The following is a 26,660-nucleotide window of genomic DNA, read 5'->3' on the forward strand; positions in this document are numbered from 1 at the left end:
TTATTTTATCCTGAGAAATAGGGCTTTCCCTTTCATCAGATTTTCTTCCACAGAAACTTTTGGATGATTGGAAAAACGCATTTTTTCAATTTGCATCAAAAACTCTTTTACCTCTCCTATAATACCTTCTTGAGGAAGTGAGCTACAATTCATGGCTTCTTTAGAAATTTTTTCCTTTTCTACTAAACGTGTTAACAAGGCGCGGGTTAATAACGAAAAACAAAGGTCGCTCTGACTTCTGCTTCCTAAGGCCTCTTTCAAAATTTCCTCGCTGGGGTCAAGGGATGGTTGCCGTTCTGATTCCGCTAAATGTTTCTTCAAGTGAAGTTGAAATAACACTAAGCCGATTCCTACTGGAATTAAAAGAAGTGACCACCAGGTTGCTAAAAATCTGTTATCTAGGTCAGATCTTGATAATCGCTCATTTCCCTGAATTTCAATTTCCATAGGTTTAGCATTCAACGGGTTCCAAGCCTCTTTTGAGTTGACCAGTTTTTTTTCTTGATCCTCTAGAGGAGCGTCTATGACACTTAAGGGAATAGGGCTAGAACGCTTAATCTGATAGGTCTGGGTCGTAGGATTAAACGAAGAAAATTCAATACTGGGAATTTCATGCACAAGCCCAGATAAAGGTCGCATTTCGGCCATAAACACAAGCGTGCCTCCTTGGACTTTTCCTGTATCTATTAAATCACTTTGACTAAATAGCCCCTCAAAACCTGGTTGGCAACATAGGTCGGGTAATTTGACAGTGGATAAATCCCCTTTACCTGCAACTTGGATCGATAATTGAATTTTATCTCCTACTCGAACCTTTGAGGGAGTTAACATTTTTACTGTGTAGGTGAAATCGCCAATTGCCCCGTTAAAAGACTTTGGGGCCGTTTCTTGGGGCAATGCATTCACCACTACTGATACAAGAGGGGCCTGAGCTTTTAAAAGCTGTTTTTGCCGCCCTGCATAGCCTTCGATCAAAGAGGGCCCATACACATATTTTCCCGGTTTGACAGCTTCAACCTCCTGCAAAATTTCCCTAATGCTAAAATTGCCTTCCGTGTGATCATGAATTTGCTTACTCCCTACCTTGCGCATCCCGCTTGCCTCTAGCATGGGAACAACTTCCTTGGTTAGCTCGATATCTGTATTAAAAATATAGCGATAAACTAAATAAGTACGCTCTCCCGGAAACAAAGTCGATTTTCCTTGCACAAAAGCCTCCAACCTTAAAATAGGGGGGCCAGTTTCAGGCTGTACAGTTCCAGAAGACACGGAAGGGAGAGGTGACGATAAAGGTTTTGAAGCATCCGCGCTATGAACTTCGTAAGAAGAAAGAGTGGATTGATACTTTTTCCCCCCAATCACCACTTGAATACGAGGAAGAACGTAAAGGCCTTTTTCCTGGGGATCTAAAGTAAAATAATAAACAGAAATCACAAGAGGGCTTTCTTGAGAAATTTTAACAGTGCGCTGAAATTGAACCTTTAGAGGGATTCTCCCATCTAACATAAAGCTTTCGGTATCTACAGCTGACTGAGAGTTATGGGTGATCATCACAGTCCCGGGCAATGACTGTCCTGCAAAAGCTCTATCTCTTTCAATCTCTGCAGACACTTTCACCTCTTCTCCAGGGTTAAGGGAGCAAATTCCTAAAAAAAAGAGGAAGAGCAATCCCCTTAACCTAGACAGGTGTATTCCGAAACCTCGCCTGCACACTAAAAGGGTGTTGTTTGTCATCTTTAACGCTAGTTGTTTAAAGGCAAACAATTTTTGAAAGAAGTCCACTCTTACCATGGTTTTTCTCCTTGGTTAAGAGGCGTTGGAGTGTAGGCTTGTCTTAAGGCGCGATCGCTTTTTTCCATTTCTTGGGCCATTTTGAATACCTGTTTAATCTTCTGCTCTGCAGGCTGCATGGAAAAGTTTTTTTCTTGCTTCTGTTTTTGGACCTGCTCCAAGTTTTTTAGCTTTTCTAATGCGATAAACCAATCTTTTGCAGCCTGTTCCTGTAAAGAGCTGGCTCTTGCAGAAAGAGGGCTCTCCTCTTGTAGAATTTTTGCTGCCGCAAGAGCTTTTTGATAACCCTTACCCACGAAAGACAGGATATCTTTCCACTCTTTTTCGGAAAATGGATTAGAAGTTTCTTTTTGCTGCATTTTAGTCACAGCCTCTAAAAAAAGGGAAATGACCGCAACTGTGTCTGCTTGCCTATTGCGTACATTTTTTTGAACGTCTTCTAATGAGCCTTGCATTTTTTGTTGGAGCTGATTGAGTTTAAGAGCAAAACGCTGTTTTTCAATGGCTTTTTTTAAAATTTCAATCGGATCCTCTACCTGTGGAGGCGAATTCATCCTAACAATCAAATCTTTTAATTCCTCTCCTGCTTCTTCAAAGAAAAATCGCCCTAGAAGGGAATGCTTTTCCTTCAGAAAGGACACACTTTTTGCTAAGTCTTCGGTAGATTTTTGTAAAGCTTCCCCCCTATCTTCTCTCCCCTGCCCTTGCACTTGCTTTTGCTCTTCCAGTAAGCTTGCCGCTTCCCAAGTGGATAAAGGGTCTTGCCATTCTAAACTTTGGTAGGCATGCTTGAGCCTTTGCAATAGCGCCATAAAGGGCTGCTTCTTCCAAATTTGTTGCCAAAGGTCTTGCAAGCTTTTTTCGGCAAGGCGCATAGATTCCAGGCTTTTTTTCCACTCCTCTTTTTGCATAAAAGCAAGCCCCTGCATAAAATTCTGATAAGACTGATCGAAGAGAGGGGAAGAGGCTTTTTCAAAAAATGCCCGCATAGATTCCCATAAGGGCAGCCAAGATTGCGCATTTGCCGAAAACCATGTTTTGTAAGCTTCCCTCTGAGCAGGTGAAAACGCCTTTTCTTCTAAAAAATAGAGGTCTTGGCTAATAGCTTTTATGCCCACTAATAGAAGGGGCACCCCCTTTTCTACCGAAGAAGAAAAAAGCTGTCTTTGCTGGTTATTTTCAATTGCCAAAGCGAGATAAATGCGAGCTTCTCGCATAATCAAGCGAAGGTTTTCTGACATCTCGCAAACTGAGCTTCCCTCTATCCGTTGTAAGTCACAATCTGCTTTTTGAGCGTCTTGAAGACCCATAAGGGCATTCCTTAGAACATAGATTGGAGTAAAAGCTTCTTTTGTCCCAGCTTCATTTTCTAAAAGCTGCCCCCCCTGAAATAAGCGTGTGACGGCTAGATTGGTTTTCAGGGAACTCGCGAGTAAGGGGAAAGAAGTTTCTGAAGGAACAATTTGTTGAAATTGAGATAGGGCCTCATTCCATTTTTTTTGCGCTAATAAAGCATTCCCTTTGTTATATAATGCAATCTCTTTTTGCCAAGGCAAGAGGGGTAATTGTAAAATCTTTCCATATTCTTGATCGGCCTTTTGATAATCTCCTGCCATAAAAAATTGATTGGCAGTCTCTGTCTTAATTTCTGCCTCTGTTTTGGCATACAAGAGAGGGCCTCCAAAACAGAGGATCATCCAAATCGCCCATTTTTTCATTGAGGTCCCCCTTTTCTTTGCTGGCGTACCATAGGAAAGCAGATTTCAATTGCGAGAAAAAGAAGGGCAAATGAGAGTGGATATTGAAAATACAAGGTGTAAACTAATGTTTGAGAAGCTTCTTGTATGGTATTTTGGGAGGGCTTTTTTATCCATTCTTTAAGGTCCTCCTTTTTTATTTTTTTGAGGATTTCTTGCGCTATTGCTATAGAAGATTGCTGTTCTGCTAGGAGAGTTTCTCCCACAGCCTCTCCAATCTGCTTTAACCACCTATCTTCCCTTTTTGAATGAATTTTATTCCCCTGTATCAACAGGTCTGGAATTTCTCCCCCTTCTTTAGTTCCTATTCCAATAGTATAAATGCGCAATCTTTCTTTAAATTGAGCTTTTAGTTCCCCTAAAAGGGTTTTAAGATCTTTTGTTTTTTCTTCTTCTCCTCTATCTTCTGTGTCTTCACCATCGCTTAACAAAATGGCTATCAGCTTTTGATCTTGAGAAAGCCCCTCCATTTCTTGTTGAATAGCTTTTACGGCATTCAAAAGATTCGTTCCTACTGTATTTCCCTCATTCATTTGCATAGCGCGCACCATCAACCGCAAAAATAAGACGTCCATTGTAGCCGGCGATAGCCTTGTTGCTTGCCCTGCAAAGGCCCACAAAGACCCACTTTTCCCCTCAAGCTCTCGCGCTAATTCATCTATAATTTCTTTTCCATATTCAAAGCGGCTTTGATTGCGCATATCTTTTACTTGCATAGAAGCAGAAGAATCTAGAATAAATTGCATTTGGTGAAGGGGAAGACCTTCTGAGGCTGTTGAAAGGGCTGTATGGGGAGCATAATGGCTATTACCTTTTGGTTGCATGAGAGCTAAAACAGCAGCAACCCACGCTAGGCACACTAAAGTTCCTTTAACCCATACGCTTAAAAGATCTCTTGGCAACATCACTTTTTGGAGGACTTTTGAATACCGTTTCATCACCGATAGGCGGTGACGTTGCAATGCTATTGAAGCTAAGATGAAGATAAAGACGCCAGGAAGTAAGAAAACAGCCTCAGGAAAATCAAATAAAATATCTTTTATCATGGGGCAGATCTCAGTAAAGAGGCCTCTAACAGAACGGCGAGAAAGAGACAAGCCAGCCCCGCGGCAATTAGATGAGGGTAGAGAGAAAACCTTTGGTAGTACATCGGTTGGTCATTTTTGCTCCAACCTGGCAACACGCTTTTTTCTAATTTATCTATATCCGCATAAACGTTTTTAAGGTCTTCCATATGATCGAGCAAATAAAACTTGCCTCCCGTCCTCTCTGCCACTTTCTGCATCACCCTTCTTTCAGAACCACATTCTTCTGAACCAATTCGAGGCTCTACATTGATGATATAGACTCTGACCCCTTGCTCTTCAGCATACTTTGCGGCATCCTCTAATTCAATGCTGCGATACCGGTCTTCTCGATCGAGTGGATGGGGGTCTTGAAATCCATCTGTTACGATTAGCATGATTGCATTTTTAATGGTATAAGGGGAGGCTTCTTTAAGCTTTTGCGCGAAATGCTTTGTAGAAGCAATTAGATTGGCTGTTTTGAAAATGGCATACCCAATAGAGGTTCCATCTTCATCAGAATGTTTGACAGTCGAGAATTGATCGAGTTGGTTGAGGATTGCTTGATGATCCAGGGTTAAAGGAGAAAGAACTTGGGCTGCCCTAGCAAAACCAATCAAGCCTATAAGATCGTGTGAAAGTCCGGCAAGCCCTTTAGCTGGATTTCCTTTCACAAAATCGCGCGTGATTTCTCTGATAAAATCGATTTTAGAAACTGACATTCTCCCTTTTTCCTCGGTGTCTATGGTTATTTTCTGAGCCATAGAACCCGACTGATCCAAAACCAGATAAATGGCGATTCCTTCCCGCGGGGTCCGGTCAAGCCGGTGGGCTTTCAGATCTGGTTTTAAGGTATAGAAGTGAGGATCAATCCATGCCAAGGTTAAAAAAGCTAATGAGATGGCCTTTAACCAAAAAGGCACCTCTGCATATTTGACTCGCCACCCAGAAGACAAAGGCTTTATAGCAGCTACTTGGGAAAAAAAGAAACGAGGTTTTTGAGGAAGCTTTCCATTCTTCCATAAACTTAACAAAATGCCCCATGCCACAATAGCAAGTAAACTAGCTAAATAGCTGAATTCAAAGGAAGTGTCTTCCATACCTGGACTCTCCACTTTTTGCCACAGACAAAAATTCAAACTATAAAAATTAATTTGAGATGTTTTTGTCCCTCTCTTTCCCCCAAGATTTAGAGACCTGTTTCTCCACATTCAAAAAAACTTAATACTCTATCTAAATCATCTAAGCTATAGTAATCAATAGTGATTCTCCCCTTTTTGCCTTTTCCCATAATATGAACCTTAGTCCCTAATTTACGCTGCAGCTTTTCTGATAATTGTTCGAGAAAAAAATCGCGGTTTGCATACACCAACGCATTTTTTTTAGCTTTTTCTTGGATTCTTAGGCTCGCTTTTTCTGCCTCTCTTACAGTTAATTCGTCGCGTAAAATCAATTCGTAGAGTAAATTTTGTTTTTCCAAATCGGGTTGAGAAAGAATCGCCTTGGCATGCCCCATCGTGATCACATGATTTGAGACGTCTTCTTGGATATACGTTGGAAGGGTTAATAAACGTAAATAATTAGAAACCGTTGAACGTTTTTTTCCTATGCGAATCGCTAAATCTTCCTGGCTAAAACCAAATTCCCCCATTAAACTCTTTAAAGCTTTTGCAACTTCAATCGGGTTTAAATCGACCCTTTGCACGTTTTCAATCAAGGCTGCTTGGGCAGACACTCTTTCACAACTCTTTCGAACTAGCACTTTTAAAGAAGTTAATCCGGCTATCTGTGCAGCTCGGCAACGCCTTTCCCCCGAAATAATTTCATATTTTTTCTCATTATTGACTTCCACTAAACGCACGAGGGGGGGATGTAAAATCCCCACAGCTTTAATCGAGGCTGCTAAATCCTTTAATTCCTCTTGAGAAAAACTGCGGCGCGGCTGAAAAGGATTTTGTTGGATTTGAGAGAGTGGGACTTCCACTAACTCTTCTTGATAAAATGTTTCTTCCTGGGAATTTTTTCCTACAGCTTGATTCATTATGTGACCTTCAAGATTTTCGCTTTACAATAAAAACTATTTGTTTATGATTAGTGTGTTACGGCAAGAAAAGGGTAAATGATTAAGGAAAATAGACATTAATTTTCAAGCTGTTTTATCTTTATTCTTAAAATCTAGAACTTATTTTTGACTGAGTGTGGTTAAACTACAATGAAAAAACAGAATAAACATCCATCTTCTCCTCTCGAAACTTCTGAGACACCCCCTTCTTCCCTAATTGATTGGGATTCTGTCACTCATTGGTTAGAGTTTTACGGAAAGTATCTGATTGGCATGGCCGCCATTTTGTTTTTTTTCCTGATTCTTCTCTCCCGATTTATTTTTAACGATGAAAAAAAGGCGGAAGCCGATTATTTTAAAGCCGCTAATGCTTTTCATACCTTTGAATTGCCCCCTACCGAAGCGAACACAAAAGGACAAATGGAAGCTTTGGAGACGTTGAAAACTTTGTTAACAAAACGACCCGAATTGCACGCTGCTTACGATGGCATGATCGCTCAAACTTTAATTAATCGAGGCTTTATTCAAGACGCGCAACCTTTTGCTGAATCCGCTCTTTTGCGCACAAAAAAAACAGATTTGTCGCTTTATGCCCAGTTTGCTCAAACGACTCTCTCCCTCTGCAATAAAAAATATGAGCAAGCTTTAAATGAAACTCAAGCTCTTTCCAAACAAATGGAAGAACAGGCTGATAAATCGAGATTGGGCGAAACTTTAGTCGCTTTTAATCTTTTGCGGCTTGCTATGTTATATCAGCAAACGGGAGCCTTACAAGAAGAGCAAAAAGCATGGGAAGCTTGGAAATTATTTAGAAAAAAATCTCCCGCGGTGTACGAAAAGTTAACTCAAGCATTTGAAAACGAAAAAATTCTCTTAGCCAACTATATTGAAGCCCGGGAAAAGATTTTAAAAAAGTAAGCATCATTAGCTTGCAGGTATTGTTTTTAGATGATAAATCTGAAATAAGCACTCGATGTTTAAATGGATAAATTAGGGGGTAATCCCTCAATATGCTTGGCAGAAGAGTTTCGTCTTTGTCCCCAGAATTGTGGAAGAATAGAGCACCAAGGAGGTGACACAAGTCTTTATTTGCTCGAAGCCACACCCTTTGGTTTTTTTAAACGAAATAAAAATAAAGCTTACCGTTTTAAAATGTGAAACAGGTAAGATTAGCAACAAATCAATTGGAATACGTACAAAATTGAACTGCTTTTTGTCATATAACAAAAACAATAAAAAACGTCTTCCGGAAACTCCCCAGTTTTGGGTAAGTGGAGAATAATTTGTGAGTTCAAATAGCTACTCACTGGCATTTGACGATCTAAAAAAACAAGATCTAGAAGAAGTCGGCTTTGAAACCACGCTTAATCTAATCGTCAATCCACAATCTCAGAAAAGTTCGAATTCGGTTGAATTGGCAGTGGAAAAAGAAAAAATTGCTAAAATCGAAGGACGACTCACAGTTTCTTTCTAGCATAGAAGGAAATAACCTATGTACTTAGATTTTTAGGTAGAAGGCGGCCTATAAGCCGCCTTTTCTCTCTGGGTTACTCCTTCACCTTTAATAAAGGCTTTAGTTTGCGAATTTCAATAATCGCTTCAGGACTAATAGAGCAATGCGTAAGTACCAATTCTCGAAGAGTTTTGGTTTGACAAACCATTTCTATTACCCCTTTGTCGGTAATATTTTCACAGCGTGTTAAATCGAGCCTTTGCAAAAAGATACAGCGCGTCCCAATCTCAATGAGTGAGGTATCTCCTATCCCACATCTTGCAAGGCTCAATCCCACGATTTTGGGAATATTCAGCGCAAGGTTAAAAAAGCCCCTGTCTGTCAACTTTTCGCACTCTTCTAAGCGGAGCTCTGTGAGATTCAAACAGGCTTTTAAAATTAACTTTAAATCATCATCTGAAATTTGATGACAGCGTGAAATTCCCAAAAATTCTAAAAATTGTAAGCGATGCAGCTCTGCCCATCCCGCCGCCGTGATTTGCCCGTTACTACTTAAATTTAACCGAACCAAGCGAGGACAAATCTCGATGATCTTGCGCAGATTAGCAGGCGTTAGCCAAACACACATGGAGATATCTAACTCTTGAAGATGAGAGGGTATATCATAAAGCCTTTCTGTGAAAATACGGGTGCGACTAATGTCTAAACCGATTAGCTTTGGGCATTTTTGCATCGTCTCGCTAAAAGCCATCTCTTCAGTTAACGACAAGCTGAAAGCTAAATGGGTAATCCATTTTTGCAAACGATCGAACACGCCTAGCGAATGGGCATTAAATTCTAAAAATTCGAAACCAAGCCCATTCTCTCCCTGTTCAAAAACGGTCATCCCCCCGCCTAGTTCATTAATGACCTTACAGCACGCATATTTCAAAAAATGCCATTTTTGCTCATGCGTCAAAACCAAGTGATCAAAAACGTTCGCGCGATTTAGATAGCGTTTTAAAATTTCTTGCGTTATTTCTACCACAGCGGTCATTTCCCAAGTAGAGGCTTGTTTTAAAACACTCCATAAAAATTTCTCCTCTTTTTTCCAAAGGGAAGGAATATCTCCAAATTTCATCCATTCCGAAAGGGTGATCAAAATATCCCACTCAATCCCCCGCAAGACAATTTCTAAAGGACGCTTCTTTCCTAGGCATTTTTTTAAAAAAAAGTCATGCAAAAAATCGCTCGCTGTCCCAAACAACAAGCTATTGAACTCAAGGCGGCTCTCTCCTACCTGGCAACTCAAATCGAGAGGGATATTTAATTCTAAGCTGGAAAAATGTTGCCGAATTTTTTCTCCGATGTTTTTTGAGAGCTGAAAAGGGAGACGGTCTGCTGCAAACTGTTCTGTCACCCATTCTAAAGCTAAATGGATAAACTCCTCATGTCTAATGATCCATCCCTCGTCTTCAATGGCAGCCATAAAAAAAGCATTAAAAAGGTAAGAATTTTCTTTAACTTTTTGAAAAAGAGGTTCATCTTCTTCAAAGGAAGATAAGTACATCAGTTCTGAAGGCAAAAAAGCCGGCATTAACATAAAAACCTACAAGCTGTCAAAAAAAGCCAGCTTGCGACATCTGAATTTTTTATTCAAATATAGTTTTTAAGAAAAATTCGTTTTTGTCAGAGCTTATAAATAAAACAGCAATCGGTGAAAAGCCCATCTTTCCCAGGATTTTGCCAAATAAAAAAACTCTATTGTTAGCTGCTAAGGGTTTAAATCCAAATTTGAATATATCGGCAGGGAATGAGCCATAAAGGAGTCTATAAACCTTTTGCAGTTGGTATCAATCAAAGAAAAGTCTCAAATTTTTGAAAAGCAAGCAGTAAAGCGATTAGGGTAGCTTTTCTAGGAAGCACAACCCTTGAATGCTAGAATTGAGGATTAAGTTGCTTAGATCTAAAAAATTAAGTGGCTAACACCCCCAATATACAGGGATGGAAATGGCGAGATTGTACCATAGCCGAAGGCCAGCCGAATACTTGCACAATATGCAGAAAAGCCTCTTTGCTCGACGCATCGGATGGCTATTCTGCATGTTGCAGGGAGCAAGCCTATCTTCTACAAAATTTGCACGTCCTAAAGACCCCCTCCTGATTGCTTCGCAACCTCCTCTATTATCCTAGGAGAATTTAAAGATAGCCCTTTTTTTAAGTGATTTTGGCTTGATATCCTTCTCACTCTCTTTCTCCTTCCCTTTGGAACACGCAAAGGGTTTCACTGTAGTAGATAAGTGAGTAGAAGTAAGAGAAAAATAACGCCCTTGTATGGAAACTTCTTCGTCATTAGCGAGTCTAAAAAATTTAAAAATTGCTGGGCTTGCGAAATAGTCGCTATGACCTTTTACACTGGGGGTCGTATCAATCAAGCGAACTCTTTCAGCAATAGGCCTTTGCTGTATGGCCTGATCAGGAAGCCCAAGTGTGCGAGAAGGATTAAAGAGACTACGCCATGGCAAAACTTTATCGTGGCACGAATAAAGTGCATAGATATTTTCGACATTCTCTAATGCTCGCTTCATAGTAGTGCACCCTTGCCCTTCACAGTCAAAAATGCTTGCTTCTTCAACCGCCCCTCCTAAGAGGAATAATTTATTAATTTTTGGGCTGGATTCTTGATTTAATGCATGCATGGCGGCTATGGTACCCATGCTATGGGCAATAATGTGTACCTCTCGAGCTACCTTTTGTATGGAGCCCAATATCGCTGGTAAGCGCTCTTTAGCCGCTTGCAACGCATTCCTTTCCGCTGGGAGGTATTCATAAAATTTGGCATAGGCAGGATAGGAATAGCCAATGACAACGTCATAACTATGCTTAACTTTATCAGCAACTTTGCATAGCATTTTTAACGCGCCCGTATGCTGTACAGTGAAACCATGAATGAGAATTAAAACTCTGCGATCAGAAAGTTTTTCAATTTTAAAATTGCTAAACTCCTTGTACTTTTTCATAATGGGCTTAGCTTTCCTAGAAAAAGCAAAGCAGCCTTGTTTAAAGCCAACAGAGAAAGAAAAGCTAACTCTTGCTATTTGAGTCCCAGCCGAAAAGTGGGTAGGGCTAGTTGACTCCCGACGATCATTCAGCATCCAAAGTTGGGGCGCGAAATTTGAATCATCCTCAAGAGTATAATCTAAAGGATAACGAAATTCCTTTTGGCTTGTTGAAGAAAGCTCTTGTTCGGGATCTGTATCAGTATCGGAAGGAGGCTCTTCAGCACTTGTTGAAGAAAGTTCTCGTTCGGGATCTGTATCGGTATCGGAAAGAGACTCTTCAGCACTTGCAGAAGAAAGTTCTCGTTCGGGATCTGTATCAGTATCGGAAGAGGAGTCAGTATCTGAAGGAGGTACTTCAGAATCAGGTGTATCTAGAAGAGAAGGTTGTGCAAAGCCCATACCTAACTGATTGTGAAGCCTCCAAAAATCCGTACACATTATTTCGTTTTTATGAAAAAGAGCATTTCCCGTATCTGGATCCGAAGGGCAAAAAGGTACCGCAGAAAACATAGGATTAGTCACTTCTACTTCGTTTTTATGAAAAAGAGGATTTCCCGTATCCGAATATGAAGAAGAATAAGAAAAAGAAGAAGAACATTCCATGGAGGCCCCCTGATATGTTGTTATAAGCGCTCTATATCCAATCAACTTGAAGGATGCTAAGTTGATGGGATTAAAATTATTATTAATACAAAAATATTATAGTGAAAATTTTAAATAAATTCAACAAATAATTTTAGTTTTATCTTTAAATCCTTTAGCAAATTTAAAAAACGTTGATTCCCCCGCTACTCAATGCAAGCTCTTTCATAGCCGCTCAGTAGGATTTAAGCTTGAATAGCAGAGCGGTAAACAATTCAACCTAATGGATCTTAAGATCGCCCATTCTTTACCTATGTCACTTAAATAGTAGCCGAATTGGCCAAAGATAATAACGACTTTGAAGCTTGCAGGCAAGCCGCTTTTAATTTTTTAAAGGAATGAACCCCGACTGAGGTGAACTTATCAGATTGTAATGGCAATGGAGGCTTTTTTCTATCCCCCATTTCTCTGCTATATTGTCCCGCTATAAGCCTGCATGCTCCACAGCTTAGCGTAAGGGCCATTTAAGCCTAGTAATTCGGCATGCGTCCCATCCTCTATCACTTTTCCCTCGCTAAATACCAGGATGCGATCCATATGAAACAACGTAGAAAGGCGATGAGCAATGACCAGGGTCGTCCTCTCTCGCATCAGAAGGGCGAGACTTTCTTGGATGTCATTCTCCGTAATAGAATCTAAGGAGGAGGTAGCCTCATCTAAGATCAGAATAGGGGCGTTTTTTAGAATGGCTCGAGCAATAGCAATCCTTTGCCTTTGCCCTCCGGATAATTTGATTCCACGCTCGCCAACTAACGTTTGATATCCATCCTGGAGTTCTTCAATAAATTGATGGCAATGCGCTTTTTTAGCAGCCTCCACGATTTCTTCCATGCTTGCGCCAAGGCGACCATAGCCGATATTTTCGGCAAGAGAACGATGGAAAAGCAAGGGATCTTGAGGAATCAGGGCAATCTGGCTTCGTAAGGACTCTTGGGTGACACTCTTGATATCTTGGCCATCAATCCATATTTTCCCAGAATCTACTTCAAAAAAGCGGAGAATAAGGTTTACAAAAGTGCTCTTTCCACTCCCTGAAAATCCTACTAAGCCAACTCTTTCTCTTGGATGAATGATGATCGACTTATCCGAAAAAATCCTTTGCCCCTTTCTGTACTGGAAATGCACCTTCTCAAAAACGATTTGTCCTTTTGAGATTTGGAGAGGCCGCGCGCCAGGCATGTCAACGATTTCATGTTTAGTGGAGATAATGGACAGGGCTTGTTGGCAAGTTCCTACTACCTCGGAAAACGGGACGAGCTGATTGGCGATAAAAAATACTAGTTCAATCAGAAACATGTTCAGGGTTAAAATTAGGGCAAAGTCACCGACCGTAATGCTATTTTTGGAGCGTTCGTAAATTAAAATTCCCACCATAGCAGCAGTTAAAAAGGCAATAGAAAGGATATAAAAAAACTTTACTTTCAATAGGTACCATTGTCCCTGACGATCTATTTTCGCTGTTTTTTCTAAATAGTTATGCAAATACTGATTTTCGTATCCTTCCCGAGCAAACAACTTGACATTCAATATATTTCCTATGCTATCGACAATTTTTCCCACCACGGTGCTGCGCGCTTCGGATAACATTTTTGAATAGCTTTGGGCTTTTTTGGAGAGGAGGAGGGATACGGAGATAAAGATAACGCTCCAGGCAAACATTAAATAGGCAAAATAGGGGTGTATAAGAAACATGGTAATCATCCCGATAATCAATCCTAAAGTGCAAGCCAAGAAATGATCGATTAGATGGGTAATCACTTTTCCTGTCCCCTTAGAAATATCATTGATTTTGTTCCCAAGACTTCCAGCGAAATTTTGCTGAAAATAGCTATAAGAGTGTTTTTCAACGTATCCAAACATTTCTTCAGAAATCCTCATTTCCATTTCTGGAAATGTGCTAAGGACTAGCCAATCATAAAAACGAAAAATCAATCCCATGAGGAGATTTAAGCCAACATAGAGGAGAGCAGGAAAGATAACAGCCGAAAATAAGGATTCTGGATTCTGGCAATTTGAAACCCGATCAATAATTAATTTCATCGCATAGGGCTTGAGAGAAAGGCTACTTGCCCAATAGATCGCCACCAGGACAAAACCCGAGAGACAAAGCTTATACCTCCTAGCAAAATACCATAAAAATTTGGGCAATGTGTTAGGGATCGACGACATTTTTTTTCTTTGTGGTTTCTTTTTTTTGTTATTTTCTGAATTTTTGAGAGGTTTAGGCGCGAATTTAGCTTCCAGTTTGTGGGCGGTAGTAAGCACGTTGATTTATCGCGCTAACCACTTGCAAAAAGCGATTGGTTTAATATTTTCAGGATTTTTTCATTAACTTCAAGGGAGAAGTTTAAAGGCAATATCCATACAAGCTATTCAAACCTTTAGAAAAATTTTAAGAGGCTCACCATTCCTTCTGGCAGCAAAACGCCCCTATTCCTTTAAAATCTAAGGGGACCGCCTTTGGACAGTTTGCTTCTGAAGCATTGGGACAGCAACGATGCTAGAATTAAGCGAGGTGGCTCAGGCCTCGCAGCAAAGCAGCTTTGTAAAAAAGGTTAGGAGAGAGCGAGATTAAAGGGCAATGCCTGATAAGTTCCATTAGAGCTGTATAGGTTTGCCTTCCTTTTTCTATAAACTACGGAACGAGTTGATTAATAGGAAGAATCCTTGTTCTACTGCCTTTAATACACATCAAATTCCAATAGCCGGGACTCTACCCCTCCACTATGCAGGACGTGGCGCCGTTTCGGCGCCAGGCCCACCTCTTTAGTTAATTCTAAATTTCCGGTGAAAACAAAACCTCTAGCAGGTTTAGCCATTTTTTGTTTCATAAAATCACCAATCGAACGGTAGAGCGGGCGCAGCACTTCTGCAGAATCAAGCCTTTTTCCGTGAGGGGGATTGGTAATAAGCAAATTGGGTAGAATAGGAGGTGTCCATTCTCTAAAATCTCCTTGAGAAATGTCGATTTCACTTAAAAAGCCTGCTGCACGCATATTTGTTTTGCAAACACGTAAGGCATTTTTATTGATTTCCCTCCCCCAAAAATGCCCCTTTGCTAAAGGCTGCCGTTTTTGATCGGCCTCCATTTTAACTTTAAGCCAGTCTGAAGCAGAAAATTCAGGAAATCGCATGAAACCCCACTCTTTACGCAAAAAGCCAGGGGGGATTTGCGAGGCAATGAGAGCAGCCTCAATAAGCAAAGTTCCGGATCCGCAGCAAGGATCGCATAAAATGTCCTCTTTCCGATATTTGGCTAATCGCAAGATAGCCGCTGCTAAATTTTCCTGCATAGGCGCTTCTACGCTATCTAAACGGTAACCTCTTTTGTGAAGAGGCACTCCAGAAGTATCTAAGCTTAAAGTGGCCACATTGCCTTGAATAAATAAATTGAGCTGAATGTCGGGATTTTTGACATCCACATTTGGCCGCTCACCCAATTTTTCTCGCAGCTGATCACAAATTGCATCTTTAACAACCTGCGCGGCAAATAAACTATTTCTAATCAACCGATGATTCACATTAGAATCAATGGCAAAAGTTTTTCCTCTCCTAAAAAAAGAAGTCCAATCAAACTGCGAGGCTCCTCGATAAAGAGCTTTTTGGTCATAACATTTAAAGATGGCAATGGGAAATAATACTCGGCTAGCTATGCGCGAATTGTAATTAATCCGGTAAACATCACTTAAGGCGCTGATTTTAACAAAAACTCCTCGAAAACCAGGATGGGTGTGTTCATAGCCAAGCTCTTGCAATTCTTCCATTAAAAGGGCTTCAAGGCCTTGTGCACATGTGACAAACAATTCTGTGGGGTCAAGGTTTTGATAACCCATCGCTGCTCATTCTCCTCATTAATTATGCATGAAGATGACAACATCCCCATCCGCTATTATATAATCTTTTCCTTCTGCCCGAACCTTGCCCGCTTCGCGAGCTCCTGCCCGCCCTTGGTAATGGGTCATGTCGCCATAGGTAACAACTTCCGTCCGTATAAATCCTTTTTGCAAATCGGTGTGAATTTTACCGGCTGCTTCAGGCGCTAAAGTCCCTTTCACAATTGGCCACGCGCGCGTCTCCATCTCCCCTGTCGTTAAGAAGGTAATCAGCCCCAACATGCTAAAAGACTCTTTTACAAGGCGCTGCAATCCCGATTGCTTTAAACCCAAGCTTTCAAGGAATTCCGCTTGTTCTGAAGGAGGAAGCTGGGCAATTTCTTCTTCTAAATTCGCGCAGATGGTAATGACCCGATTTCCTTCCGCTTCTGCGTATTTTTTAACGCTTTCTACAAACGCATTGCTCATCGTTTCTAAATCAGATTCGGCAATATTTGCTGCATAAAGAACTTTTTTTGCCGTTAAAAAAGGATAGGGTTTCAACCATTCAACTTCTTCTTGGGTTAAATCCAACGTTCTGACAGACTTCCCTTGATCTAAGTGCTCTTTCACACGATTCAGGCAAGCCAAAACAGGCACAAAATCTTTATTGCTTTTAGCCTGTTTTTCAACTTTTCCTATCACATTTTCAACCATTTGCAAATCGGCTAGGCTTAATTCTACATTAATCACTTCAATATCTCGAATGGGATCTACGCTTCCTGAAACATGCACAATGTCGGTCGATTCAAAACAACGCACAACATGCACAATCGCATCAGTTTCCCGAATGTTTGCTAAAAACTTATTGCCCAGACCTTCCCCTTTAGAAGCGCCTGCCACTAAACCTGCAATGTCCACAAATTGCATGCTTGCTGGAACGATCTTTTTACTATGGGAGAGCTCAGCCAATACTTTTAGACGAGGATCATGAACCTCCACAATTCCAATGTTTGGATCAATGGTGCAAAAGGGATAATTAGAGGCTGCAGCTTTATTTGCAGTTAACGCGTTAAAAAGGGTGGATTTCCCTACATTGGGTAAACCGACAATTCCACAGGAAAGATTAGCCATAAGTCGCTCAAGTTAAAGGAGTTTATTTAACAGCTAGCCGGATTCAGACAGAGGCGCAAGAAGCACTTTTTCCTTCTTCCGTTGTTAATAGTTTGCTAATAATACTCAAAGAATTATAATAATTCAATCTAATAGTAATCCCTATAATTTTTCCTTGACGCCCCTCTGAAAGTAAACTATATTAGAGTTTAATCCTGCTTATGAATGGATAGTTTTGCATACATTTGCAAAAAAAATATATAATCCTTAATTTTTTTGAGAATGGGAGCCATACTATGGGCGAAAAAACCGAAAAGGCGACGCCTAAAAAGTTACGCGATGCGCGCAATAAAGGGCAAGTGGCAAAGTCGCAGGATTTGCCTTCAGCTTTTACTTTTATTGTATCCATTTGGGTCACTTTAGCTGCCGGTAAATTTCTATTTGATCATTTAGGCAGCTTTACAGTTATGGCGTTTCAGCAAATTGCAAAAGGCAGCTTAGATACAGCAATTCCCGATCTCTATTTCCAAGGCTTAACAGAAATTTTTATCACTTCTATTCCCGTGCTCGGGATAGTCAGTGTGATCGGTGTTTTAATCAATTTTTTGATAATTGGCCCGATGTTTGCATTAGAAGTTTTTAAATTTGACATTAAGAAATTTGACCCTATTTCCAACTTAAAGGCGAAATTTAAACTCAAAACCCTGATTGAACTTCTCAAGTCTATCATCAAGATCTCAATCGCATGCTACATTGTGTACGATGTGATGTGGAAAAGTTTGCCTGTTTTGATAAGAGCCGTGTCATTGCCTATTGACGCCTCTTTAATGGTGTTTTACACCTTTTTGATGGAAGTGGTCATTAAAGTGGGGTTATTTTTCATTATCATTGCCGTCGCTGACTTCATCTACCAAAGGAAAAGTTTCGCCAACGAAATGAAAATGGAAAAATTTGAGGTTAAACAAGAGTATAAAAACTCTGAAGGTGATCCTCACATTAAAAGTAAGCGAAGGCAAATTGCACAAGAAATTGCCTATCAAGAAGGGCCTGGGGGAGCCGTAAAGCGTGCCCAAGCTGTTGTCACTAATCCGACACACTTAGCTATCGCAATTGGTTATAAAAAAGAGTTCGATGCTGCGCCTTTTGTGATGGCTAAAGGGGAAGATATAATGGCAGAGCGAATTGTCAAATATGCAAAGGAATTTAATGTGCCTGTAGTTCGCAATATTAAACTTGCCCGTACTTTGTGGGAAGAGGCAGATGTTAATGAGTTTGTCCCGGAAGAAACCTATGAATTGATAGCTGAAATTTTACGCTGGGTTGCGGCTCTTAATACAGATACTCAGTACGAATATACAGAAAAGTAGCCATACTGGAGATACAAAAAAAAATGGATTTAATACGTAGAATTCTCGACGGTATAACGAGCAGATTGGGAGGCGAAAGATCGCTAGACACCATTTCCCGCTCGAGTGACATTGCTTTAGCTCTTTTGATCATTTCTATTATGGCAATGATCATCATTCCCGTTAATCCGCATATTATTGACTTCTTAATCGCTTTAAACTTAACTGCTTCAGTTGCTCTTTTGATGGTGGCGTTGTACATTCCCAGCGCCGTCCACCTCTCTATTTTCCCCTCTTTGCTGCTGATTACAACGTTGTACCGCTTGGGGGTAAATATTGCCTCCACTCGTCAGATCTTGCTGCATGCAAACGCGGGGGATATTATTTTCCAGTTCGGCCAGTTCGTCGTGGGCGGTAATTTTGTGGTCGGTGGAGTGATCTTTCTTATTATTACCCTTGTGCAATTTATCGTGATCACCAAGGGTGCCGAGCGAGTGGCCGAAGTAGCTGCGCGCTTTACCTTGGATGCGATGCCTGGTAAACAAATGAGTATCGATGCCGATATGCGCGCAGGTATCTTAGATTCAAATCAAGCCCGCGAAAAACGTTTAGCCATCCAGAAAGAAAGCCAATTGTATGGTGCGATGGACGGCGCCATGAAGTTCGTTAAAGGAGATGCGATTGCGGGTATCGTGATCACACTCATTAACATTATCGGCGGTATGATCATTGGGATGACCCTGAATGGGATGCCCGCTATGGACGCTGTTACCACTTATTCACTCCTTTCGATTGGGGATGGTCTCGTTTCTCAAATTCCCGCCTTATTAATCTCCATTACAGCGGGTATTGTCACCACGCGCGTATCCAGTGATAAAACTGAAAGCAATCTGGGTAGTGAAATCACTGGGCAGATCTTAAAACAGCCCAAAGCCCTCCTCATCTCAGCTGCCTTCTTGATGGGTATGGCTGCTATTCCTGGATTTCCCAAGCCCCCCTTTATGTTTTTTGCGGCAGCCTTAGGGCTTTTAGGTTATTCCTTGTGGGTTTCGGAGAAGCAAAAAATCGAATCGGGCGGAGGAGCCGGTGGAGCTACGATCTCTTCTGCAGCAAACACTTCGACGGTCGATGTGGGAGTGCAAGGACATAAAGTCATTTCCGGAGGAGGCATAGATAGCTATGCTTTAACTTTACCCGTCGTATTAGAATGCGGAGCTGGCCTAAGTCTGGAAATCCAAAAAGCCCAAAAAGGGCAAAGCTTTATCGATCGAATGATCCCGAAAATGCGCCAAGCTTTGTACGCTGATCTAGGGGTTAGATTTCCCGGGGTGCACGTCAGAACAGATTCCCCTATTTTAGAAAAAGATGAGTACTCTATCCATTTAAATGAAGTCCCGATCGTTAAAGGAAAAGTTTTAGAAGGTTTTGTCTTAACCAACGAAAGCGAAGAGAACCTCAAACGCTACAATCTTCCTTACACAGCCTACAAAAGTGCATTAGGTCTTCCCTCCCTATGGGTAGAAAATAAGCATATGGAATTGTTGAATAAGGCGGGTGTTAAATACTGGAATTCCTTAGAAGTGATGATCCTGCATATTTCTTATTTTTTCCGCAATTACGCCAATGAATTTGTAGGAATTCAGGAAGTCAAGTCGATGTTAGAGTTTGTGGAAAAATCGTTCCCCGATCTTGTTAAAGAAGTTACGCGTTTAATCCCTTTGCAAAAAATGACCGATATTTTCAAACGTCTCATTCAGGAACAGGTCTCCATCAAAGACTTAAGAACGATCCTCGAATCCTTAAGTGAATGGGCCCAAACAGAAAAGGATACAGTGCTTTTAACTGAATATGTGCGCTCCTCATTGAAGCGGTATATTAGCTATAAATATTCCCAGGGGCAGTCTGTACTTTCGGTTTATATTTTAGATCCAGAAATTGAAGATATGGTGCGGGGGGCAATTAAACAAACTTCCGCGGGGTCTTACCTTGCTCTAGATCCAGACTCCGTTCAGCTGATTTTGCAAGGTGTGCGCACCACAGTTGCTCCTCCTCCTCCAGGAGGACAACCCCCTGTTTTATTAACAGCGATTGACGTTAGACGCTTTGTTAGAAAATTGATAGAAATGGAATTTACCGATATTTCTGTAGTTTCCTATCAAGAAATTGTACCCGAAATCCGTATTCAACCCCTAGGACGCATCCAACTGACATAAAGAGACAGCTTTAAGCCCTTATTTTTGAACCTTGGAGATTCGCATGGCCGATTGGAATATTCAGCAAGGACTCTCTGAAAGCCGGATCAATGTGACGCTAAAGGCAATGGAAAATGTCAAGCAAGAAACGCAACAAGAGCTTGCTGCAGAGCGGGCAGATAGTAACCTAGCGTTTCAGGAAGCACAAAAGGAAATTACCAATCCTTTCGCCGCCCGCCTATCTAAAAAAGAGAAACCTCTTGCCGCTCAACGCGGCCGTATACAAAAGTCGGGAAAAATGGGGGAAAAAGCAGAGAAGTTGCTTCCCCTTCAAGCGATCAAAGACACCGCCGGGCAATTCCAGGGAAGAAATCCAGAGCTTAAAGCTCAGATCCTCGTTCTCTTAAGAGAACAAATTAAACCGGATGATTCTAAAGAAGATATTTTACGCAAGATTTTGGAATTTTATCCCGACGTTTCCTTGGCAGACGAAGCGCTTGAATTCCTCCTTGAAACAACCGACGGAGAGCTCTACCAAAAAATCAAAGAGCTTAAAGAACAGTTTAATAAGGATAATGAGCGTGAAATTGCTGCTGGACGAAATATTAGCGCACAAGCGCGTCAAGCTGCAGACGCAGGCTTAGGAACCCCTACAACCTTAAGAGATATGTACCGAGATATTACGGGTACGCCTCGAGACTCTACTACCCTATTTCAAGAACTCTCCCAACGTTATCCTTTCAACGAACTTAAAAAGGTGGTTTCTTTTTTATTACACTCCCTGGGAAGTGATTTAAAATCTAAAGGCCCCTCAATTGCTCGTGGGCAATTGCATCGACTTATCACGGAAACCCGCTCTCTTCAAGCCATTTTAGGCGTTTATCGCTTCTTCAAAGGCCGCATGCATCTTATGCATAGTTTATTTAGCAAAGAGGGATTAGACTTCCCCGAACAGTTGACTTTCGAGATGATGGCCAAACAATTCATGTCGCTAGCTGCTGAACGTTACCCCTCAGCGGATAAAGTTTTACAAAGGGCCGTTAAATTGGGGATTGAAGATTGGATTTTAGCAAAAATTATTGCTTTCAGCCAATTTCGGGATGCAGTTCGGGAAGTTGCCATGCACCAAATTTATAAATCGCTTCAACACCGCGATGAACTCCTCTTAGCTATTATTGAGGCTTTAGAAGACTTAGAAGACGAGTTAGAAGAGGAAGAAGAAAAAGAAGAAGAAGAGGATAAGCAATAAAAAACTCCAACGGTTATTGAGGTGTGTTATGGTATCCGATCTTTTTGATGCTTTACTTGCCGAAGTGGGGAAAGAACTGCACATAGGCGATCTATACGCCGATCGCAACCACTCTTGCCTGATTAAATTTAAAGAAGGTGTCTCTATCCAAATTGAAAGAGATGCACCTGGAGAGCGGTTAATAGTGGGAACCTCCATCGGGTCAATCCCTCCCAGTAAATTTCGGGAAAATGTCTTCCGAGAAGCCCTTAAATCCAATGGGTTGCCAGAACCTCGCATAGGAACTTTTGCTTATAGCAAGCAATCAGATCAACTCATCCTTTTTGGTACACTCCCTATGCAAGATCTCACCGGAGAAAAAATCATCGCTTTCCTTATGCCTTTTAAAGAAAAAGCCATTCTTTGGAAAAACGCTGTCGAAAGAGGGGATATTCCTTCCATTTTAGGAGCATCTAGCTTTTCCAGTGGAGGGGGCGGCATGTTTGGTCTTAGGCCGTAGCGGCACCGTCTAGTCGACAGCCTAAACTTTGAGTTTTATGCAAAAAGATGCACAGAAATGGGGGGACCTCAACCATAGGATTTGTTGCATAAAAAAGGTAACTGTTGCTTTTCTTCAAAATAGCTTAACCAGCCAGCTAAAAGGGTCTGAAAATCAACAAGAAAAAACCAAGCCCGGGTTGACAGCAAAAATTCCTAAAATTATAGTGCCATATACTCAGTTAATGTCAGAGGGAGCTGCAATGCCGTCGTCACAAACAATCGAATTGGTCATCCAAACTTTATTAGAGGTTATGCAAGAGCAACAAAAGTCCCCTTCTTCTTTAAAGCCAGATACCCGAATCTTAGCAGATACTTCCCTCGATTCTCTCGATCTGGCAATTGCCGTAGTAAAATTGGAAGAAAAATTTGGCAAGGATCCATTTAAAAATGGGTTTATCCCTTTTTCTACCGTTGAGGAATTAGCAAAGCTTTATGACCTCTGATTTTCTCTTTTTACCTGACCAAACCGTTTCATTAAAGACGTTTGAAGAAAATGTTCTCAAGCATAAGGCTCTTTTCAGCCATCATTCTACCATTTTAGTTAGAACTTCAAATATTTTATCCCTTTTCGCTTCTATCATTGCCGCAAGAGAGCTTCAAATTTCTCTCTATTTATCTCCTTTAGTTATTCGCGAGACGCAGATCGAAAGGTTATTACACGAATGGCCGGTTTCCCTTTATTTAAGCGAGGATAATTCCATTGAATTTTCTCGCCCAGAAACAGAAACTCCTGCACCGCATTTAGGGATTTTTACTTCCGGTACACTTGGCGAGCCCAAAATTGCCTTACATAGATGGGATGCTATCCAAGCTCCTTCACACCTTGTTCCATCCTATCTCTACCAAAAAACCTGGTTATTGAGCTATGCCCCCTGGTCTTATGCCGGGCTACAAGTCTTTTTTTCGGCGTTAAATAGCCAGGGGAGTTTGTATTATGACGATCATCATTTTGAGAAGATCGCAAAAGGGATGTTAGAGCATCAAGTCTCCATTATTTCCGCAACTCCCACATTTTGGAGGATGCTAATAGCCGCGTGGCCGCCCCTTATTAAGCCACCTAAGCTCTTACAAGCCACCCTGGGAGGAGAAATTGTCGATCAACAAACGATCGACCTCATTGGGGCCTTCTTTCATCCCCAACGTCTAACCCATATCTATGCCTCTACAGAAGCGGGAAGCGCCATTGTAGTGTCAGATCGAGATGCGGGCTTTCCACTTTCATTTTTAAATCAAAATGAAAAAAAAGGAGCTCTCTTACGCATTACTGAGGAAAATGAATTAGAAGTATTAGCTCCTCAGGGAATGGACGGCTATCTAAATACCTCAAGCGTGCATGATCAATGGATCCCCACAGGAGATTTAGTGGAGATCGAACGAGATCGCGTTTATTTTGTCGGGCGAAAAGATGGTCGCATCAATAGCGGAGGGCGAAAAATTTCACCAGAAGAAGTAGAGCAAGCCATCAATAGTCTTAAAGATGTAGAAGATAGCCTAGTGTATGCGAGAAAAAGCCCGATCGTCGGCTCTTTAATCGTGGCAGATGTGAAAATGCGGTCATCTAAAAAATTTGACTCCCCAGCAATCAAACAAGAACTAAGAAAAATTTTAGAGGAATATAAAATTCCCCATCTCATTCGGAGGGTAGACCATTTTGCCATCTCTAGTAACGGAAAAAAAATCAGAGGTTTCCTCTAAACATCTGATCCTCTCAGGAGGTTCCAAAGGTTTAGGGCTCGCTTTATCCCAATATTTGCTAAATCGAGGCTATAAAGTCAGTGCCTTTAGTCGCCATTTAACCCCTGAGGTCGAGCATTTACAAAATTTTTACCCCAATCACTACCATTTTGCCACTGTCGATAACACCTCCCCTGAGCAGCTTCAACAATTTTGTGAACGGGCGATTTCTCGCCAAGGAAGGATTTATGGAGTGATCAATAACGCTGCCGTGGCTATTGACGGCGTCTTTGCCACTCTGCCTGAAATTGAAATCGAAAAGATGGTAGCTGTTAACTTAACAGGAGCCTTGCTATTAACACGCTTATGCCTGCGCCACATGCTTGTCTGCCAAGTTCCGGGTAGAATTCTTTCCATCAGCTCTGTCGTAGGAACTCGAGGAGCAAAAGGATTGGCGGTTTACTCCTCCACAAAATCGGCCTTAGAAGGGATGGCACGCAGTTTAGCCAGAGAGGTCGGTTCTAAACAGATCACCGTCAACGTCATTGCCCCTGGATATATGCTCACAGACCTTTCCTCCTCTCTTTCGCCTGAGCAGCAACAAACCATTGTGCGAAGAACTCCACTGGGAAGGCTAGCTGAGTTTGAAGATATCGCTCCTCTTGTCGAATTTTTGCTATCTGAAAAAGGAAGCTTTATTACCGGCCAAACAATCGCAGTGGATGGCGGACTTTCAGTTTAAAGGAAAATTTTATGACACAGCTGAACAATGAAACAATGCAAAAGGGATTAAAACAGCTTGGCATAAAAGAAGGCGATGTGGTTCTTGTCCACAGTGATTTGCTACGTTTAGGAATTCCTGAGCAAGCCAGAAACCGTGAATCCATCTTAAATTTTTATCTTCGCGCTTTTCAAAACGTGCTAGGTGAAAAAGGAACGATCGCTGTTCCCGCCTATTTTTATGAGTATGCCCGCTATGGCATCCCCTTTGATACTGAGCTTTCCCCCGTCTCCAAATCTTTAGGGGCGTTCAGCGCCCACATTTGCACTTTACCGGGAAAAGTACGCAGCACTAATCCCTTGCAAAGCATTGCGGCCTTAGGGCCTCACGCCGAGTTCATCGCAGGCAGCAATTCTCTTAGCGGCTATGGCGTCAATTCTCCTTGGCATCGTTTAAGAATGTTGAACGCCAAACTGGTTTTTATAGGGATTGGAATGGAAACAATGACCTATGTCCACCATCTTGAACAAGAAGTGGGCGTACCCCACCTCTACTTTAAGGTATATCCTTACCCCATTACGCGAGGAGGTAATCCAATCCCGGGGAATCCTGTAAGCGCTGTGCGCTATTTGAATTATGGCATTGAGTATGACTTAAAACCTTTTGAAAGCCATCTTTTACGTACAGGGTTAGCCCGCTCAGTAGCTGTAGGAAAAGGAAATATCTTATCTGTCTCGGCTGAAGATGCCTACCAAGCAGGGATTAAATATTTAGGAAATAACATTTACGCATTTCTGAAAGCCCCTCCCCAATTTATTGCAGGGCAGATCCCCTGTGATGGGATCCCCAAATAACGGAAACAACCATGCCCCACTCACTAGCCTACCAACTGATTTGCGAACTTTGGCAAAAAAATCGCAATTTTTGTTCAACCGATTATGACTATTGTCTCGATTATATTCATTCTTTTATCCCTTTAAAAATTTACACTTACACCCCCCATGAAATTTTCAATGGCTGGGTCATTCCCCCCAAATGGGATTTGGTAAAGGGAGAAATTTGGAAAGAGGGACAATGCCTTTTTCAATCGAAAACCCCTCTAAATGTCATCGGATTATCCTCTAGCTTTTGTGGAACCATTTCTTTGGAGGAGTTGAAAAAACATTTACATTTTGATGCTAGATTCCCACAAGCCGTTCCCTACCACTTCAGGCAAAATTATCGCCCCTGGAATAGGGATTGGGGATTTTGTGTCACGCAAGATTTCTATCACTCATTAACCGAAGGGCTGTATGAAGTTAAGCTCTTCACCCAAGAGTCAGAAGGGTATTTAAAAGTTGCCGAACATACCCATGTGGGAGAAAATCCTGAAACCTTTGTGTTTGTGGCCCACCTCGACCATGGAGGCATGGCTAACGACGATCTAGCAGGAGTCGCAGTAGGAGTGGAGCTATTTCATCGCCTTCTTCCTAAAAAAACAAAATTCTCCTATAAGCTCGTGCTCGTTCAAGAGATTGTGGGATCAGCCTATTATCTAGGAAAAACACCTGAGACGAAAAATCATGTGCTCGAATCCATCTTTTTAGAGATGCTAGGATCAAACACGCCCCTGGCTCTGCAACACTCCCATGAGGGAAAAAGTCAGTTAGAGAACACTTTAGCAAAGCTCCTTAAAAATAAAGCCGGCTTTCGGGAAGGTCCTTTTCGCAGTGTGATTTGCAATGATGAGATGATTTGGGAAAGCTATGGAATTCCTATGTCGAGTATTTCTCGCTTTCCTTATCCTGAATACCATTCCGATTTAGATAATCTTTCTATCATTAATCAAGAAGCTTTAGATGAATCGGTTTCTGTTCTCCTAGAAACAATCGAAACGCTTGATCGGCAAACTTTTATGCGCAAAAAATTTTCTGGCGTTATCGCTACTGCCCATCCCGATTACAATCTTTATGTGGAGCCTGGCCAACGCGCCTTTGGGATAGCTATAGAGGAAGATCAGAAAAAACTCCGCCTTTTAATGGATTTGCTTCCCATTATGCCTCAAGAATGCTTTATCGAACAAATTGCCGCAAAAATTCAAGCCCGTGTAGACCTCGTGTTCCAATATTTACAGCAGTGGGAAGAAAAGGGATTAATTGAGCTTATTTAAAAGAAGCTCGGTCACCTGCCTGCGAACAGAACCCGCCGGCCCCAATTAAGGCAG

The 26,660-nt window shown here is 41.5% G+C and carries 21 protein-coding genes; 11 read left to right on the forward strand and 10 right to left on the reverse strand.

Features of this window, described 5'->3' with window-relative positions:
• From PARA125_RS08455 to PARA125_RS08475, 5 genes are all read right to left on the reverse strand, one after another.
• Entirely contained in the window at positions 1–1,791 is a 1,791-nt protein-coding gene (locus tag PARA125_RS08455; RefSeq protein ID WP_249274301.1) for a hypothetical protein, read from the reverse strand.
• On the reverse strand, positions 1,785–3,509 hold the full coding sequence (locus PARA125_RS08460; RefSeq protein WP_213158454.1) for a hypothetical protein: 1,725 nt from the start codon (positions 3,507–3,509) through the stop codon (positions 1,785–1,787). Before PARA125_RS08460 ends, PARA125_RS08455 begins: the two co-directional genes overlap by 7 nt.
• Positions 3,506–4,594, reverse strand: coding sequence for a VWA domain-containing protein (locus PARA125_RS08465; protein ID WP_213158455.1), 1,089 nt, complete (start codon positions 4,592–4,594; stop codon positions 3,506–3,508). Before PARA125_RS08465 ends, PARA125_RS08460 begins: the two co-directional genes overlap by 4 nt.
• On the reverse strand, positions 4,591–5,712 hold the full coding sequence (locus PARA125_RS08470) for a vWA domain-containing protein (protein ID WP_213158456.1): 1,122 nt from the start codon (positions 5,710–5,712) through the stop codon (positions 4,591–4,593). The genes PARA125_RS08465 and PARA125_RS08470 overlap by 4 nt, the downstream gene beginning before the upstream one ends.
• Before the next feature lie 89 nt (positions 5,713–5,801).
• On the reverse strand, positions 5,802–6,653 hold the full coding sequence (locus tag PARA125_RS08475) for a ParB/RepB/Spo0J family partition protein (RefSeq protein WP_213158457.1): 852 nt from the start codon (positions 6,651–6,653) through the stop codon (positions 5,802–5,804).
• Positions 6,654–6,824: 171 nt separating this feature from the next.
• On the opposite strand from PARA125_RS08475, the gene PARA125_RS08480 reads away from it, so the two are divergent.
• Positions 6,825–7,592 (forward strand): hypothetical protein, encoded by a 768-nt coding sequence (locus PARA125_RS08480; RefSeq protein ID WP_213158458.1) that lies wholly within the window; start codon positions 6,825–6,827, stop codon positions 7,590–7,592.
• A gap of 367 nt (positions 7,593–7,959) precedes the next feature.
• Positions 7,960–8,148 carry a hypothetical protein gene (locus tag PARA125_RS08485; protein WP_213158459.1) on the forward strand — a complete coding sequence of 63 codons (189 nt, stop codon included), beginning with the start codon at positions 7,960–7,962 and terminating at the stop codon, positions 8,146–8,148.
• Positions 8,149–8,221: 73 nt separating this feature from the next.
• Here PARA125_RS08485 and PARA125_RS08490 read toward each other — a convergent pair whose 3' ends face one another.
• The 5 genes from PARA125_RS08490 to ychF form a co-directional block, all read right to left on the reverse strand.
• The gene (locus PARA125_RS08490; RefSeq protein WP_213158460.1) at positions 8,222–9,709 is read right to left on the reverse strand and encodes a leucine-rich repeat domain-containing protein; all 1,488 of its coding nucleotides are present in this window, start codon (positions 9,707–9,709) and stop codon (positions 8,222–8,224) included.
• Positions 9,710–10,295: 586 nt separating this feature from the next.
• A complete protein-coding gene (locus PARA125_RS08495) occupies positions 10,296–11,771 on the reverse strand; it encodes an alpha/beta hydrolase (protein ID WP_213158461.1) in 1,476 nt (491 codons plus the stop codon).
• Positions 11,772–12,221: 450 nt separating this feature from the next.
• Positions 12,222–13,979: an ABC transporter ATP-binding protein gene (locus PARA125_RS08500; RefSeq protein WP_213158462.1), complete on the reverse strand. Its 1,758-nt coding sequence runs from the start codon at positions 13,977–13,979 to the stop codon at positions 12,222–12,224.
• 512 nt (positions 13,980–14,491) lie between these two features.
• Entirely contained in the window at positions 14,492–15,643 is a 1,152-nt protein-coding gene (locus PARA125_RS08505; protein WP_213158463.1) for a THUMP domain-containing class I SAM-dependent RNA methyltransferase, read from the reverse strand.
• 18 nt (positions 15,644–15,661) lie between these two features.
• Entirely contained in the window at positions 15,662–16,756 is a 1,095-nt protein-coding gene (gene ychF / locus PARA125_RS08510; protein WP_213158464.1) for a redox-regulated ATPase YchF, read from the reverse strand.
• Positions 16,757–17,031: 275 nt separating this feature from the next.
• Between ychF and sctU the strand changes: the two genes are divergently transcribed.
• Genes sctU through PARA125_RS08555 form a run of 9 tightly spaced genes read left to right on the forward strand, consistent with a single transcriptional unit; the run spans position 17,032 to position 26,606 of the window.
• Complete coding sequence (gene sctU, locus PARA125_RS08515; protein WP_213158465.1) at positions 17,032–18,102, forward strand: type III secretion system export apparatus subunit SctU; 1,071 nt, start codon at positions 17,032–17,034, stop codon at positions 18,100–18,102.
• A gap of 32 nt (positions 18,103–18,134) precedes the next feature.
• On the forward strand, positions 18,135–20,294 hold the full coding sequence (gene sctV, locus PARA125_RS08520; protein WP_213158518.1) for a type III secretion system export apparatus subunit SctV: 2,160 nt from the start codon (positions 18,135–18,137) through the stop codon (positions 20,292–20,294).
• A gap of 43 nt (positions 20,295–20,337) precedes the next feature.
• Positions 20,338–21,522, forward strand: coding sequence for an HrpJ domain-containing protein (locus PARA125_RS08525; protein WP_213158466.1), 1,185 nt, complete (start codon positions 20,338–20,340; stop codon positions 21,520–21,522).
• 28 nt (positions 21,523–21,550) lie between these two features.
• Complete coding sequence (locus PARA125_RS08530; RefSeq protein WP_213158467.1) at positions 21,551–22,021, forward strand: CesT family type III secretion system chaperone; 471 nt, start codon at positions 21,551–21,553, stop codon at positions 22,019–22,021.
• A gap of 37 nt (positions 22,022–22,058) precedes the next feature.
• Positions 22,059–22,505: an acyl carrier protein gene (locus PARA125_RS09865; RefSeq protein WP_249274303.1), complete on the forward strand. Its 447-nt coding sequence runs from the start codon at positions 22,059–22,061 to the stop codon at positions 22,503–22,505.
• Entirely contained in the window at positions 22,495–23,757 is a 1,263-nt protein-coding gene (locus PARA125_RS08540; RefSeq protein WP_213158468.1) for a class I adenylate-forming enzyme family protein, read from the forward strand. Before PARA125_RS09865 ends, PARA125_RS08540 begins: the two co-directional genes overlap by 11 nt.
• The gene (locus tag PARA125_RS08545; protein WP_213158469.1) at positions 23,714–24,478 is read left to right on the forward strand and encodes an SDR family NAD(P)-dependent oxidoreductase; all 765 of its coding nucleotides are present in this window, start codon (positions 23,714–23,716) and stop codon (positions 24,476–24,478) included. Before PARA125_RS08540 ends, PARA125_RS08545 begins: the two co-directional genes overlap by 44 nt.
• 11 nt (positions 24,479–24,489) lie before the next feature.
• The gene (locus PARA125_RS08550) at positions 24,490–25,311 is read left to right on the forward strand and encodes an AAC(3) family N-acetyltransferase (protein ID WP_213158470.1); all 822 of its coding nucleotides are present in this window, start codon (positions 24,490–24,492) and stop codon (positions 25,309–25,311) included.
• A gap of 11 nt (positions 25,312–25,322) precedes the next feature.
• The gene (locus tag PARA125_RS08555) at positions 25,323–26,606 is read left to right on the forward strand and encodes a DUF4910 domain-containing protein (RefSeq protein ID WP_249274304.1); all 1,284 of its coding nucleotides are present in this window, start codon (positions 25,323–25,325) and stop codon (positions 26,604–26,606) included.
• Positions 26,607–26,660 lie beyond the last annotated feature (54 nt).

The organism is Parachlamydia sp. AcF125 (genome assembly GCF_018342475.1).
Classification (GTDB): domain Bacteria; phylum Chlamydiota; class Chlamydiia; order Chlamydiales; family Parachlamydiaceae; genus Parachlamydia.

What these genes read in the sequence shown, in the direction of transcription:
- PARA125_RS08455 (WP_249274301.1), bottom strand. Translation starts at nt 1,791, where the DNA reads ATGGTAAGAGTGGACTTCTTTCAAAAATTGTTTGCCTTTAAACAACTA.
- PARA125_RS08460 (WP_213158454.1), bottom strand. Translation starts at nt 3,509, where the DNA reads ATGAAAAAATGGGCGATTTGGATGATCCTCTGTTTTGGAGGCCCTCTC.
- PARA125_RS08465 (WP_213158455.1), bottom strand. Translation starts at nt 4,594, where the DNA reads ATGATAAAAGATATTTTATTTGATTTTCCTGAGGCTGTTTTCTTACTT.
- PARA125_RS08470 (WP_213158456.1), bottom strand. Translation starts at nt 5,712, where the DNA reads ATGGAAGACACTTCCTTTGAATTCAGCTATTTAGCTAGTTTACTTGCT.
- PARA125_RS08475 (WP_213158457.1), bottom strand. Translation starts at nt 6,653, where the DNA reads ATGAATCAAGCTGTAGGAAAAAATTCCCAGGAAGAAACATTTTATCAA.
- PARA125_RS08480 (WP_213158458.1), top strand. Translation starts at nt 6,825, where the DNA reads ATGAAAAAACAGAATAAACATCCATCTTCTCCTCTCGAAACTTCTGAG.
- PARA125_RS08490 (WP_213158460.1), bottom strand. Translation starts at nt 9,709, where the DNA reads ATGTTAATGCCGGCTTTTTTGCCTTCAGAACTGATGTACTTATCTTCC.
- PARA125_RS08495 (WP_213158461.1), bottom strand. Translation starts at nt 11,771, where the DNA reads ATGGAATGTTCTTCTTCTTTTTCTTATTCTTCTTCATATTCGGATACG.
- PARA125_RS08500 (WP_213158462.1), bottom strand. Translation starts at nt 13,979, where the DNA reads ATGTCGTCGATCCCTAACACATTGCCCAAATTTTTATGGTATTTTGCT.
- PARA125_RS08505 (WP_213158463.1), bottom strand. Translation starts at nt 15,643, where the DNA reads ATGGGTTATCAAAACCTTGACCCCACAGAATTGTTTGTCACATGTGCA.
- ychF (WP_213158464.1), bottom strand. Translation starts at nt 16,756, where the DNA reads ATGGCTAATCTTTCCTGTGGAATTGTCGGTTTACCCAATGTAGGGAAA.
- sctU (WP_213158465.1), top strand. Translation starts at nt 17,032, where the DNA reads ATGGGCGAAAAAACCGAAAAGGCGACGCCTAAAAAGTTACGCGATGCG.
- PARA125_RS08525 (WP_213158466.1), top strand. Translation starts at nt 20,338, where the DNA reads ATGGCCGATTGGAATATTCAGCAAGGACTCTCTGAAAGCCGGATCAAT.
- PARA125_RS08530 (WP_213158467.1), top strand. Translation starts at nt 21,551, where the DNA reads ATGGTATCCGATCTTTTTGATGCTTTACTTGCCGAAGTGGGGAAAGAA.
- PARA125_RS09865 (WP_249274303.1), top strand. Translation starts at nt 22,059, where the DNA reads ATGCAAAAAGATGCACAGAAATGGGGGGACCTCAACCATAGGATTTGT.
- PARA125_RS08540 (WP_213158468.1), top strand. Translation starts at nt 22,495, where the DNA reads ATGACCTCTGATTTTCTCTTTTTACCTGACCAAACCGTTTCATTAAAG.
- PARA125_RS08550 (WP_213158470.1), top strand. Translation starts at nt 24,490, where the DNA reads ATGACACAGCTGAACAATGAAACAATGCAAAAGGGATTAAAACAGCTT.
- PARA125_RS08555 (WP_249274304.1), top strand. Translation starts at nt 25,323, where the DNA reads ATGCCCCACTCACTAGCCTACCAACTGATTTGCGAACTTTGGCAAAAA.